At 64.5% G+C, this 13,478-nt stretch carries 12 protein-coding genes; 11 read left to right on the top strand and 1 reads right to left on the bottom strand.

All coding sequences use genetic code 11. The annotated features are described in order from the left end of the window. The first annotated feature begins 58 nt into the window (after positions 1 to 58). From trmB to G522_RS0103740, 8 genes are all read left to right on the top strand, one after another. Positions 59 to 787, top strand: a complete 729-nt coding sequence (trmB, locus tag G522_RS25470; RefSeq protein ID WP_051228343.1) for a tRNA (guanosine(46)-N7)-methyltransferase TrmB — start codon at positions 59 to 61, stop codon at positions 785 to 787. Positions 788 to 997: 210 nt separating this feature from the next. Further along, complete coding sequence (rimP, locus tag G522_RS25465) at positions 998 to 1,597, top strand: ribosome maturation factor RimP (RefSeq protein ID WP_036838007.1); 600 nt, start codon at positions 998 to 1,000, stop codon at positions 1,595 to 1,597. 84 nt (positions 1,598 to 1,681) lie between these two features. After that, on the top strand, positions 1,682 to 3,295 hold the full coding sequence (gene nusA, locus G522_RS0103765; protein WP_026789892.1) for a transcription termination factor NusA: 1,614 nt from the start codon (positions 1,682 to 1,684) through the stop codon (positions 3,293 to 3,295). Then, the gene (locus tag G522_RS25460; protein WP_342663866.1) at positions 3,295 to 4,035 is read left to right on the top strand and encodes an RNA-binding protein; all 741 of its coding nucleotides are present in this window, start codon (positions 3,295 to 3,297) and stop codon (positions 4,033 to 4,035) included. Before nusA ends, G522_RS25460 begins: the two co-directional genes overlap by 1 nt. 73 nt (positions 4,036 to 4,108) lie before the next feature. Next, positions 4,109 to 6,772 carry a translation initiation factor IF-2 gene (gene infB, locus G522_RS0103755; RefSeq protein ID WP_026789891.1) on the top strand — a complete coding sequence of 888 codons (2,664 nt, stop codon included), beginning with the start codon at positions 4,109 to 4,111 and terminating at the stop codon, positions 6,770 to 6,772. Positions 6,773 to 6,825: 53 nt separating this feature from the next. Continuing rightward, complete coding sequence (locus tag G522_RS0103750) at positions 6,826 to 7,368, top strand: hypothetical protein (protein ID WP_026789890.1); 543 nt, start codon at positions 6,826 to 6,828, stop codon at positions 7,366 to 7,368. 105 nt (positions 7,369 to 7,473) lie between these two features. After that, positions 7,474 to 7,896 (top strand): 30S ribosome-binding factor RbfA, encoded by a 423-nt coding sequence (gene rbfA / locus G522_RS0103745; protein ID WP_026789889.1) that lies wholly within the window; start codon positions 7,474 to 7,476, stop codon positions 7,894 to 7,896. A gap of 95 nt (positions 7,897 to 7,991) precedes the next feature. Continuing rightward, positions 7,992 to 8,636 carry a glutathione S-transferase family protein gene (locus G522_RS0103740; protein ID WP_026789888.1) on the top strand — a complete coding sequence of 215 codons (645 nt, stop codon included), beginning with the start codon at positions 7,992 to 7,994 and terminating at the stop codon, positions 8,634 to 8,636. Between the two features lie 2 nt (positions 8,637 to 8,638). On the opposite strand, the gene G522_RS0103735 is transcribed toward G522_RS0103740, so the two are convergent. Next, positions 8,639 to 9,475, bottom strand: coding sequence for an EamA family transporter (locus G522_RS0103735; protein WP_026789887.1), 837 nt, complete (start codon positions 9,473 to 9,475; stop codon positions 8,639 to 8,641). 185 nt (positions 9,476 to 9,660) lie between these two features. Here G522_RS0103735 and truB point away from each other — a divergent pair, with 185 nt between their 5' ends. The 3 genes from truB to pnp all read left to right on the top strand — a co-directional run bounded on the left by truB (position 9,661) and on the right by pnp (position 13,406). Then, on the top strand, positions 9,661 to 10,572 hold the full coding sequence (gene truB / locus G522_RS0103730) for a tRNA pseudouridine(55) synthase TruB (protein WP_026789886.1): 912 nt from the start codon (positions 9,661 to 9,663) through the stop codon (positions 10,570 to 10,572). 147 nt (positions 10,573 to 10,719) lie between these two features. Beyond that, positions 10,720 to 10,989: a 30S ribosomal protein S15 gene (rpsO, locus tag G522_RS0103725; RefSeq protein WP_026789885.1), complete on the top strand. Its 270-nt coding sequence runs from the start codon at positions 10,720 to 10,722 to the stop codon at positions 10,987 to 10,989. A 284-nt stretch (positions 10,990 to 11,273) separates the two neighbouring features. Beyond that, complete coding sequence (gene pnp / locus G522_RS0103720; RefSeq protein WP_026789884.1) at positions 11,274 to 13,406, top strand: polyribonucleotide nucleotidyltransferase; 2,133 nt, start codon at positions 11,274 to 11,276, stop codon at positions 13,404 to 13,406. The last annotated feature ends 72 nt before the right edge of the window (positions 13,407 to 13,478 follow it).

Below are 13,478 nucleotides of genomic sequence, written 5' to 3'. Positions count from 1 at the left end.
CGGGGTTTTCTGTTTTCGGCAGCAGTCGAGCCGCCGGATTTTCATGCACCGAGCGATGATGAGCGACGACCACCATAGGGCAGAGCACAGGCCCGGCGAGCCTCGCGGAAACGCCTTCTTCGGCCGCCGCAAGGGCAAGACCCTGAGAAAGGGACAAGCCGAACGGCTCGAGGCCGACCTGCCCAAGCTGTCGCTCGATCTCACGACGTCTGCTCCCGACTGGCTTGCGGACCTCTTCCCTTCTGCACCGGCCGAACTGCGCCTGGAGATCGGCTTCGGCGGCGGCGAACACCTGATCCACCGGGCGCTTGAGCGACCCGACGTCGGCTTCATCGGCGTCGAACCCTTCGTCAACGGCATGACCAAGGCGCTGGGACGCATTGCCACCGAGGGGACCAGCAACATTCGCCTCAGCGGTGAAGATGGCGTCAAAGTGCTCGACTGGCTGCCCGAGGCTTCGCTTGATCGCGTATTGCTGCTCTACCCCGATCCGTGGCCGAAGAAGCGCCACTGGAAGCGCCGCTTCGTCGGCCCCGACACGGTCGACCGCTTCGCTCGCGTCTTGAAGGATGGCGGCGAGTTCTGGTTTGCCTCGGACATCGACACCTATGTCGACTGGACGCTGCGCCACGTTCGCGCCAACTCGGCTTTCGTCTGGACGGCTTCGGCGCCCGACGACTGGCGGCAGCCTTGGGAGGGCTGGCCGGGAACGCGCTACGAAGCAAAGGCGCGCCGCGAAGGACGCGGCTCGGCCTATCTGACCTTCCGTCGCCTGCCGCGAAGATAAACGCTTAGGATCTCGGCCAGTCGATGAAGCTTTCAGCGGGAACCGACTGTAGATGACTGTTGTGCCGGCCATTGATTTCCGCGCAAAAGCGGCCTATATGGGGTGCATCAGTTCTGATGCGCTCTTATAAAGCGGGTTGGGAGTGGGTCCGAAAGGTCCCGCTCTTTTTTATTGCCCGAAAGGGCGCGCCGCGAGGGATACCGCCGACCTATGACGTCCGAAGACCAGCCACCCCTTCCGCCACTTGGCGGCCAGAGTGTCGATACGACGCTCGATGAGCCGCGTCTCGTATCCGAGACGGGCGTTGAGGCGCGGGTCGCTGCCATCATCGAGCCGGCATTGATCGATCTTGGCTATCGCCTCGTCCGCGTCCGCATGAGCGGCCTCAATGGCGTGACTCTGCAGATCTTCGCCGAGAAGGCCGACGGGACGATGAGCGTCGAAGATTGCGAGATTGCGAGCAATGTGATCTCGCCGCTGCTCGACGTCGATGATCCGATCGGCAAGGCCTACAGCCTTGAGATGTCGTCGCCGGGCATGGACCGTATTCTGGTGCGGCGTTCGGACTTCGTGCGCTGGTCGGGCTTCGAAACCAAGCTGGAACTTGCCGTGCCGCTCTTGGGCCGCAAGCGTTTTCGCGGCTGGCTCATCGGCGTCAAGGATGACAAGGGCGGCATGCGCCTTCTGCAGGCGCTCGAAGACGGCACCAAGGACATCGAGTTCCCACTCGATACCGTATCGGAAGCCCGCCTCGTGCTGAACGAAGCGCTGATCCGTGAGGCGCTCAAGGCGGGCAAAAGCCAGGAATAGCGGGCGGCAGTGCCGCTCGACGGAAACCGGGGACACTCCCGAAGGACGGAACAGGAACCCCATCGAGGGTAGGAGACGAAGATAATGGCCGTCAGTGCGAACCGTTTGGAACTCTTGCAGATCGCCGACGCGGTGGCCCGCGAGAAGTCGATCGACCGGCAGATCGTCATCGCGGCGATGGAGGACGCCATTCAGAAGGCGGCTCGCTCGCGTTACGGTTCCGAGACCGACGTCCGCGCCGAGATCAATCCGCGCAGCGGCGAGATCAAGCTGCAGCGCTTGCTGCAGGTGGTCGAGAATGTCGAGAACTTCTCGACCGAGGTCGATCTCGTTGAAGCCCAGCGCCGCAACCCGGCCGCTCTCGTCGGCGACTTCATCTCCGAGCCGCTGCCGCCGATCGACTTCGGCCGCATCGCTGCCCAGTCGGCCAAGCAGGTGATCGTGCAGAAGGTGCGCGAAGCCGAGCGCGACCGTCAGTTCGACGAGTTCAAGGACCGCACCGGCGAAGTGGTGAACGGCGTCGTCAAGCGCGTCGAATACGGCAACGTCATCGTCGACCTCGGCCGCGGCGAGGCGATCTGCCGCCGTGACGAACTGATCCCCCGTGAGAGCTTCCGTTATGGCGACCGCATCCGCGCCATCATTCACGACGTGCGTCGGGAGCAGCGGGGACCGCAGGTGTTCCTGTCGCGTACCCATCCGCTGTTCATGGCCAAGCTGTTCGCCTCAGAAGTGCCGGAAATCTATGATGGTATCATTGAGGTGAAGTCGGTGGCTCGCGATCCGGGATCGCGCGCCAAGATCGCCGTTATCTCCAAGGACTCTTCGATCGATCCGGTCGGCGCCTGCGTCGGTATGCGCGGCAGCCGCGTGCAGGCCGTCGTGCAGGAGCTGCAGGGCGAAAAGATCGACATCATTCCCTGGTCGCCCGATCCGGCCACCTTCATCGTCAACGCGCTGCAGCCCGCGGAAGTCGCCAAGGTGGTGCTCGACGAAGATGCCGAGCGCATCGAGGTGGTGGTGCCCGACGATCAGCTGTCGCTGGCCATCGGCCGTCGCGGACAGAACGTGCGCCTTGCCAGCCAGTTGACCGGCTGGGCGATCGACATCCTGACCGAGCAGGAAGAGAGCGAGCGGCGTCAGAAGGAATTCAACGAGCGCACCGAGTTGTTCATGAACGCGCTTAACGTCGACGAGGTGGTTGGGCAGTTGCTTGCCACCGAGGGCTTCTCCACGGTTGAGGAACTCACCCTGGTCGAACGCGACGAGATCGCCGCCATCGAGGGCTTCGACGAGGAGACGGCCGAGGAAATCCAGGCGCGTGCCCAGGATTATCTCGACGCCAAGGAGCGCGAGCTCGACGAGGAGCGGATCAAGCTCGGCGTCGACGATGCCCTGCGCGACGTGCCGGGTGTTACCACCGCCATGATGGTGGCCCTCGGCAAGGACGGCGTGAAGACGGTGGAAGATCTCGCGGGCTGCGCCACTGACGACCTCGTCGGCTGGACGGAGCGCAAGAATGGCGAGACCGTCCGCAACAAGGGCAGCCTCTCCGATCTCGACGTCAGCCGCACCGACGCGGAAGCGATCGTCATGGCGGCGCGCGTCGCCGTCGGCTGGATCGAAGCGCCGACTGAGGAAGAGGAAGCCGAAGCTGCCGACGAAGAGGTTGCCGAAGAGGCGAACTCAGAATCGTAATGGAGGCCGCCGCGAGCGGCTTTCCAACCGGAAAGAGGACGATGGCACCGAGATCGGAAACGGCGGAACGCAGTTGCATCGTGACACGCGTCGCGCAGCCGCCCGAGGGCCTCATCCGCTTCGTTTGCGGACCTGACGGCACGGTGGTGCCGGACGTTCGCGGCAACCTGCCGGGTCGTGGCGTCTGGGTGACCTGTCGCCAGGACGTGGTTACCGAGGCAGTGCGTAAGCGAGCGTTTTCGCGCGGTCTCAAGGCGGAGGCCAAAGCCGGCGATGATCTGCCGGTTCAGGTCGAGGCGTTGCTTCTCAAGGCGGCATTGTCCGCCCTGTCGATGGCACGCAAAGCTGGCCTCGTGGTCACCGGCTTTGGTCAGGTGAGTGACGCGGTGAGCAAAGGTAATGTGGTCGCCGTCTTGCATGCTCGCGAGGCGGCCGACGACGGCCGACGTAAGGTCGGACAGGTGATAAGACGGCGTCTTCGCGCCATCGGGGTTGGCGGAGACGAAAACGAAATGCCCGGAAATGCGGCATTATGGCAACAACCAGCGCATTCCGGACCAAAGGTGATCGCCGGAATCTTCGCCTCGAGCGAAATGGATTTGGCATTGGGCGGCGCAAATGTGATACATGCTGCTCTGCTTGCCGGTGGGGCGAGCACCAGCTTCCTGAAATGCGCTGCAGCGCTGGCCCGTTACAGGGGTGAAGCGCCGGACACGGACTGGACAGCGGACCTTTCCTGAGGTTTGCGAATACGATTGGTCATTGCGCCGCCCTCCGAGGGTGCCGCGACGGCCCGCGAGGATAGAGCACGGTATGAGCGATACGAAGAACACCGACGACAAAAGCACGTCCATGGCGCCCAAGAAGACGCTGACCCTATCCCGGCGCACCGTTGAGCAGGGAACGGTCAAGCAGAGCTTCAGCCATGGCCGGACAAAAGCCGTCGTGGTGGAGACCAAGAAGTCGCGCAAGCACGGCGAAGGCGGCCCTCTCGAGGGCGCGCAAGCGACGCAGACTGTGCAGCTTCAGAAGTCGATCGCCGAGAGCCTGAAGCCTCGCCGCGACGCCGCCCCCGCCGCGCCGCGCGAGCAGCGCCGCCCGGCGCCGGGTGGCATGGTGCTGCGCACACTCAGCCAGGACGAGATCGGAGCCCGCCAGGCCGCCCTTGCGGAAGCCATCGCCCGCGAGGCTGAGGCACGCAAGCGTGCCGAAGAAGAGGCGAAGCGCCGCGCCGAGGAAGAGGCTCGTCGTAAGATCGAGGAAGAAGAGCGCGCCAAGCGTGAGGCCGAAGAGGCCGCCGCTCGCGCCATCGAGGAAGCTCGCCTCAAGGCAGAGGAAGAGGCCCGCATCAAGGCGAATCCCGCCGAAGCCGCACCGCCGAAGCCGGCTGAGCCGGCCGTTGCGAAAGCTCCCGTCGCTGAGAAGAAGCCGGCGCCAACCAGCGCGCCGCGTCCCGCTGTCGAGGCACCGCGCGGTAAGCTTGCGGGCGACGACGACGAAGAGAACCCGCGCGGCAAGCTGCTCGCTGCCAAGAAGGCACGCGTGCCGGCGCCGGCGCCTGTCAAGAAGGCAGGCGAGGATGATCGCCGCAAGGGCCGCCTGACCATTTCTGCTGCCCTCTCCGACGATGAGGGTGAACGCTCTCGCTCGCTCGCCGCGCTGAAGCGCAAGCGCGAGAAGGAGCGTCGCGGCCAGCAGACCGGCCCGCGCGAGAAGGTGCTTCGCGAGGTGGTCCTGCCCGAGGCGATCACCATCCAGGAACTGGCCAACCGCATGGCCGAGCGCGCCGTCGACGTCATCCGCCTGCTGATGAAGCAGGGCCAGATGCTGAAGATCAACGACGTGATCGACGCCGACACTGCCGAGCTGATTGCCACCGAAATGGGGCATACGGTGAAGCGCGTCTCCGAGTCCGACGTCGAGGAAGGCCTGTTTGACGCGCCCGACGACGCGGTGGATACGCAGCCGCGTCCGCCGGTGGTCACCATCATGGGCCACGTCGACCACGGCAAGACGTCGCTGCTCGACGCACTGCGTCATGCCAACGTGGTGGCTGGCGAAGCGGGTGGCATCACCCAGCACATCGGCGCCTATCAGGTCGAACAAAACGGCCAGAAGATCACCTTCATCGACACCCCGGGCCACGCTGCCTTCTCGGCGATGCGTGCTCGCGGCGCCAAGGTGACCGATATCGTCATTCTCGTTGTGGCAGCCGACGACGGCGTCATGCCCCAGACGATTGAAGCCATCAGCCATGCCAAGGCAGCTGGCGTGCCGATCATCGTCGCCATCAACAAGATCGACAAGCCCGACGCCAACCCTGAGCGTGTGCGCACTGAACTGCTGCGCCATGAAATTCAGGTGGAATCGATGGGCGGCGACACGCTCGAAGTGGAAGTGTCGGCCAAGGCCAAGACCAACCTCGACAAGCTGCTGGAGATCATCCTGCTGCAGTCGGAAGTGCTGGAACTCCGGGCCAACCCCGATCGTGCCGCCGAAGGCATCGTCATCGAAGCCAAGCTCGACAAGGGCCGTGGCCCGGTGGCCACCGTGCTGGTCGATCGCGGTACGCTCAAGGTGGGCGACATCGTCGTGGCCGGCTCCGAGTGGGGTCGCGTTCGCGCGCTGCTCGACGATCATGGCGCCAACGTCAACGCCGCCGGCCCGGCCATGCCGGTCGAGGTGCTCGGCTTCCAGGGTACGCCTGACGCCGGCGACCGCGTCGCCGTGGTCGAGAACGAGGCACGCGCTCGCGAGATCACCGAATACCGCGTCCGTCAGAAGCGCGAGAATGTTGCCAAGCGGGCCTCCGGTTCGCGCGGCTCGCTCGAGCAGATGATGAACAAGCTGCAGACTGCGGGCAAGAAAGAGTTCCCGCTGGTCGTCAAGACCGACGTGCAGGGTTCGCTCGAAGCCATCATTGCCTCGCTGGAGAAGCTCGGCAACGAAGAAGTGGCAGCGCGGATCATCCACGGCGGCGTCGGTGGCGTCACCGAATCCGACGTCACGCTAGCCTCGGCCTCCGACGCGGCGATCATCGGCTTCAACGTTCGCGCCAACAAACAGGCGCGTGACGCAGCCGACCGCGACGGGATCGAAATCCGCTACTACAACATCATCTACAACCTCGTGGATGACGTGAAGGCGGCCATGAGTGGCATGCTCACCCCCGAGCGGCGCGAAACCTTCCTCGGCAACGCCGAGATCCTGGAAGTGTTCAACATTTCCAAGGTTGGCAAGGTGGCGGGTTGCCGGGTTACCGAGGGCACAGTGGAACGCGGCGCTTCGGTGCGCCTCATCCGCGACAACGTGGTTATCCACGAGGGCAAGCTCGGCACGCTCAAGCGCTTCAAGGACGACGTCAAGGAAGTCCACGCCGGTCAGGAATGCGGCATGAACTTCGAGGCCTATCAGGATATGCGGGCCGGCGACGTCATCGAGTGCTTCCGCGTCGAAGAAATCGCCCGTACGCTGTAACGGTTCGTCCGGCATCCTGACGGGGTGCCGGACGTCCTTTTCGACGGTATGCCATGACCGACGCCGCCGAATCTGCCGCCATGCCATTGCGCCGCTTCGTCTTCACGACCAAGCAGGAAGATGCGTTGGCTCTCGAGGCAATTCTGAAACCTGCTGATCGCGGCTGGCGTTCGCTTCTGGGTTATGCCTTTGCCTTGCCGCCGCTCGTCGTTCTGTCCTGGCTGACGCGCAATGCGGAGTGGCCGGTATGGTTCGCCTCCTTCGGCCTGATCGGGCTTGCTGCCTGGCAGGGAGCGCGCTTCGTGCTCAGGACCGAACGAATCCGGGCGGCCCGCCACCATCCAGTCGGAGCCGCTGAGATCGAGTTTTCGGCCGACGGCTTCAAGGGTACGGTTGGCGGCATCGTCATCGACATTCCGGCGCTTATTGGCATTCGCATCGAAACGGATGACCGTCGTCTCTATGTCCTTGCGAGTGGCCGGCCGGCGCTCATCTTGCCGCTTTCCGCCTTTTCCGGCCGGGCCGACATGGTCGCATTCGCGGCGGCGTTCGAAGGCGCCGGCAGGCATTCCCGGAGTGGGGCCGGTGCGGACTGAAGCAGTCCACGCCATGACGCTCTCTCCACCACTTGAATTCGATGCATTTCCTTTTGGCTCAGATGGGTCCATCGTTCGGGAGATGCTGCAACTGAGGTTTTGATGATGGTCCAACACGGCCAAAGCCAGGGGCAGGCTCGTCCCCCCTCCCAGCGCCAGCTTCGTGTCGGCGAACTGATCCGCCATGCGCTTGCCGAAATTCTTTCGCGCGGCGAGCTGATGGACGATGAGGTGACGCGCATGATGATCACCGTGCCGGAGGTGCGCGTCAGCCCCGATCTCCGCAATGCAACGGTGTATATTACGCCGCTCGGCGGTGGGGAACCGAAGCAGGCCGAGAAAGCGATGGCCCGCAACGCGCGTTGGCTGCGCGGCCAAGTGGCCCATCGGATCGACTTGAAATTCGCGCCTGAACTCACCTTCCGCTACGACGATCGCTTTGACGAGACCGCCCATATCGACGCGCTGCTGCACTCACCCGACGTGGCGCGCGACCTCGACCAGCCCGCTAGCGACAAGAATGAGTGACAGATTCCGGCAGCAGTGAAGCTGCCAGATCCTGACACCCTTCGAGGTGAAGCTTCCTTCGAACCGCCACTGGCGCGGCCATCAGGAGGAAGCTCATGACCGACGATCGCATCACGTTTCACTATGCGCCGCAAACCCGCGCCTTCGGCACACGGTTCCTCCTGGAGGAGCTCGGCGTGCCCTATGATCTCAACGTGATGGATATGCGGACCGGTGATCAGTTGAAGCCGGACTACCTCTCCGTCAATCCGATGGGGAAGGTACCGGCCATCAGTCACCGGGGCGTTGTGGTGACGGAACAGGCGGCTGTCGCCCTCTATCTCGGCGACCTCTTCCCCGAGGTGGGGATGGCGCCGGCGATCGGTGATCCTCGTCGCGGTTCCTATCTGCGATGGATGGTGTTCTACGGTTCAAGTTTCGAGCCGGCGCTGGTCGATCACGCCATGAAGCGACCGCCGCTGCCGCGTTCCACGGCCCCCTATGCCGATTACGAAACCGTCGTGGCCGTCGTCAACGAGCAGGTGAAGCGCGCGACGCCCTTCTGGCTCGGCGAGCGCTTCTCGGTGGCCGACGCGCTGTGGGGCTCGGCCCTGTTCTGGGTGACCAACTTCGGCATCTTCGAGAAGACCCCCGAGGTTGCAGCCTATCTCGAGCGGATCACCAGCCGCCCCGCGTTCCAGAAGGCGCAGGCTGATGAGGCGGCATTGATTGCGGCGCGCGACACTGCCGCTGCGAGCTGACGTCAGAAAAGACGCAGGGCCGCCACTCCGGCCATGACGAGACAGGCGGCGGCAAAGCGCCGCCCGCCGACCTTCTCGCCAAACACCAGCTTTGACAATATCAGCGCGAAGACGATCGAAGTCTCGCGTAGCGCGGCGACCGGCGCCACCGGCGCCCGCGTCATCGCCCAAAGGGCAACGCCATAGGACGTCGTCGTTGCGGCGCCACCCACCAGGCCAAGGCCTAGCATTCGCCCATTGGGTCGTGGTCGAGCCCCTCCAGCAAGCGCCATGACCACGGTCACCACGCCCGTCAGCACGGCAAGCAGTAAGGAATAAGCGACGGGCGAACCGGAGAGGCGCACGCCGCTCGCATCGACCAGCGTGTAGGCAGCGATGACCATGGCATTGCCAAGGGCCGCGATCATGCCGGCGGTGGCCAGCGGCTGCTGTCGGAAGGCCCCGAGGGCAAGGGCGATGACGCCGACGGAAATCAGGCCGACCGCCAGCCACTGTCCGCCGCCAAGGACCTCGCCGAAGATGGCGGCTCCGCACAACGCCACGACGACCGGCGCCGCGCCACGCATCAGCGGATAGGCAAGGCTCATATCGGCGATGCGATAGGCACGGGCGATCAACAGGTAGTAGATGCTTTGAAGCAGCACCGAAACGCCGATAAACGGCCAGCTTTCCGCTGCCGGTAGCGGCAAGAATGGCAGAACCACCGCAGCAACCACTCCGGCGCCGATCGCCACCGATATGGTCATGGCGAGCTTGTCGGCGGCACCCTTGACGAGGACATTCCAGCCAGCGTGGACAAGGGCGGCCGCAAGCACCGCGGCAAAGACGCCAAAAGACATCTGAACTCCAGAAGATTCGCTGACAGTCTGCAAGCTACCTTTTCATGGTGGCGACAGTCCCGCAATCTTCCGGGCCTTGCCTTCCTTGCGGCCCCAGTGTAGGAGCGGCGCCTTCCGGACGCATTGTCCGCCGTTATTTCGTCACGCCGGGTTCCATCCCCGGCCGGCGTACGCAGGATTCAGGTATGGCACGCAAGAAAAAAGGCACGGTCCACGGCTGGGTGGTGCTCGACAAGCCCTATGGCATGACATCGACGCAGGCGGTGGGTGCCATGAAGCGTATCTTCGGCACTCCCAAGGCGGGACATGCCGGCACGCTGGACCCGCTGGCCTCGGGCATGCTGCCGATCGCCTTGGGCGAAGCGACCAAGACCGTGCCTTACGTGATGGACGGCGACAAGCTCTACCGCTTCACCGTGCGCTGGGGTGCGGAAACAACGACCGACGACGCCGAGGGTGAGGTGGTGCGCGCCTCCGATCGGCGGCCGACGGCCGAGGAGATCGACGCCGTGCTCGGCGAGTTCGAAGGCGAGATCATGCAGACCCCACCGGCCTTCTCGGCGATCAAGGTCGACGGGGAACGCGCCTATGATCTGGCCCGCGCCGGTGAGACCGTCGAGCTCGAAGCGCGGCCGGTCAACGTTCATCGTCTTGATCTGATCGACTGCCCGGATGCCGATACCGCCGTGTTTGAGGCCGAATGCGGCAAGGGAACCTATGTGCGGGCGATTGCCCGCGACATGGGGCGACGGCTCGGGACGGCCGGCCATGTCATCGAGCTTCGCCGGCTCATCGTCGGCCCGTTCGGCGAGGAAGATATGGTCACCCTCGACGCGCTGCAGGCGGCCCTCGAAGCGGACGGCGACGCGCTGTCGCTGTTGACGCCGATCGAAGCGGCGCTTGCCGAGCTGCGGCAGCTCGATGTCACCTCCGATCAGGCCGTCCGGCTCAGGAACGGTAATCCCGTGCTGTTGCGCGGTCGCGATGCACCGATCGAAGAGGAAGCGGTTGGGGTGTTCGAGCGTGGCCGGTTGATGGCCATCGCCAAAGTCGAGCACGGCGAACTGAAGCCGGTCCGGCTGATATTGCCGGACTGAGGTCCCTTTTCCGGCTCCGGATTGCCGCTGGCTTTCGCAAGCATTTTCCTGTAGAGAAACCGCAACCTGATGACACAGGTTGCACCGACCCGGCTGGACGACATCCCGGCCGGGCCATTTTTGTTACCCAACGACAAGGAGTCACCGATGTCGATCACTGCCGAGCGCAAGGCCGCTCTGATCAAGGAATATGCCACTCTCGAGGGCGATACCGGTTCGCCGGAAGTTCAGGTGGCAATCCTTTCGGAGCGCATCGCCAATCTCACCGAGCACTTCAAGAGCCACGTCAAGGATAACCATTCCCGCCGCGGCCTTCTGAAGCTGGTGAGCCAGCGTCGCCAGCTTCTCGACTACCTGAAGCGCAAGGACGCCGAGCGTTACACTGCGCTGATCGGCCGCCTCGGCCTGCGCCGCTGACGGACCTTTCCGGGGGACGGGCGGCTCGCTGCCCTCCCCTTTTCGCCGCTCCGGTCCGCCGGGGTGGCTCCAGTTTCCCGCCGCCCTGAGACGAGGGCGTTGGGTCCGCCCGCAGAAGCGGGCAAGAACGACAGGCGCTGTCGCCCCGCCGGGGTGAGCGCCGCTCCGGCGTGTTCCGCACCCTGGGGCAGGATTGCCAGACGCTCGCCCCAGAATTCGGGAGGAGCGTCTCGTCGTCTTGCCCGTGGGCCGCGCGCCGGATCAGACAAGAACGGAACAAACGCATGTTCGATATCCAGAAAGTCGAGATCGACTGGGCCGGCCAGAAGCTGACCCTCGAGACGGGCCGTGTCGCTCGCCAGGCCGATGGCGCGGTGCTCGCGACGCTCGGCGAAACGTCGGTCCTCGCCACGGTGGTCTCCGCCAAGCAGCCCAAGCCCGGCCAGGACTTCTTCCCGCTGACCGTCAACTACGAAGAAAAGGCCTTCGCGGCCGGCAAGATCCCCGGCGGCTATTTCAAGCGTGAAGGCCGTCCGGCCGAGCACGAAGTGCTGATCTCGCGCCTGATCGACCGCCCGATCCGCCCGCTGTTCCCTGATGGCTACAAGTGCGACACCCAGGTGATCGTCACCGTTCTCAGCCACGACATGGAGAACGCCCCCGACATTCTCGCTCTGGTCGCCGCTTCGGCTGCGCTGACCATCTCCGGCGTTCCTTTCATGGGCCCGGTCGGCGCTGCCCGCGTTGGCCTGATCGAAGGCGCCTATGTGCTCAATCCGCCGGTTGACAAGATGGTCGACAGCAAGCTCGACCTGGTGGTTGCCGGTACCGGCGATGCCGTGCTGATGGTCGAGTCCGAAGCTCAGGAGCTCGACGAAGACACCATGCTCGGCGCCGTGATGTTCGGTCATCGTGGCTTCCAGCCGGTGATCGACGCTATCATCCGTCTGGCCGAGCGCGCCGCCAAGGAGCCGCGCGAATTCGCTGCTCCGGACGTGTCGGAGATCGAGGCCGCCGTTCTCGCCATCGTTGAGGCCGACCTCCGCGCCGCCTACAAGATCACCGCCAAGCAGGAGCGCTACGCCGCCGTCGACGCTGCCCGCGCCAAGGTAATGGCCGAGCTGTTCCCCGAGGGCGCAGAGCCGAAGTTCGACAAGGAAAAGGTCGCCAACGTTTTCCACGATCTGCAGGCCAAGATCGTCCGCTGGAACGTGCTCGATACCGGTCTGCGCATCGATGGTCGCGATCTCAAGACGGTTCGTCCGATCGTGGCCGAGGTCGGCGTGCTGCCGCGTGCCCATGGCTCGGCGCTGTTCACCCGCGGCGAGACGCAGGCCCTCGTGGTTGCCACCCTCGGCACCGGCGAGGACGAGCAGTATATCGAAACGCTGGAAGGCACCCGCAAGGAACGCTTCCTGCTGCACTACAACTTCCCGCCCTTCTCGGTCGGCGAGACCGGCCGCATGGGCTCGCCCGGCCGCCGCGAAATCGGCCACGGCAAGCTTGCCTGGCGCGCCATCCATCCGGAGCTGCCGGCTCATCACGAGTTCCCCTACACCATCCGCGTGGTGTCGGAGATCACCGAGTCGAACGGCTCGTCGTCGATGGCTACCGTCTGCGGTTCGTCGCTGGCCCTGATGGACGCCGGCGTGCCGCTGAAGGCGCCGACCGCCGGCATCGCCATGGGCCTCATCAAGGAAGGCGAGCGCTTCGCGGTGCTCTCCGACATCCTGGGTGACGAGGATCATCTCGGCGACATGGATTTCAAGGTCGCCGGTACGGCGGCGGGCATCACCTCGCTGCAGATGGACATCAAGATCACTGGTATCACCGAGGAGATCATGAAGGTCGCCCTGGCCCAGGCCAAGGGTGGTCGCGAGCACATTCTCGGCGAGATGTCCAAGGCGCTGACCGGCGCCCGCTCTTCGATCGGCGAGCATGCCCCGCGTATCGAAGTGATGAAGATCAACCCCGACAAGATCCGCGAAGTGATCGGTTCGGGCGGCAAAGTCATCCGCGAGATCGTGGAGAAGACCGGCGCCAAGATCGACATCCAGGACGACGGCACCGTCAAGTTCGCTTCGTCCGACCTCAAGGCGATCCAGGCCGCCATGAACTGGGTGAAGGGTATCGCCGCCGAGCCGGAAATCGGTGCCATCTATGAGGGTACCGTTGTGAAGTGCGTCGACTTCGGCGCCTTCGTCAACTTCTTCGGCACCCGTGACGGCCTCGTCCATGTGTCCCAGCTCGCCCCGCAGCGCGTCCAGAACGTCAAGGACGTCGTCAAGGAAGGCGACAAGGTGTGGGTCAAGCTGATGGGCTTCGACGAGCGCGGCAAGGTCCGCCTGTCGATGAAGGTGGTCGACCAGGCTACCGGCCAGGAGATCAAGCAGGAAGCCGAGCCCAAGGCCGAGTGACCTCTTCTCCGTAAACACTTTAGCGGCCGGCGTGGGATATCCTGCGCCGGCCGTTTCTTTCGGCCTCAGTCG

The organism is Pleomorphomonas oryzae DSM 16300, from assembly GCF_000422965.1.
GTDB lineage: Bacteria > Pseudomonadota > Alphaproteobacteria > Rhizobiales > Pleomorphomonadaceae > Pleomorphomonas > Pleomorphomonas oryzae.
This window is presented reverse-complemented; position numbering and strand designations above follow the sequence as displayed.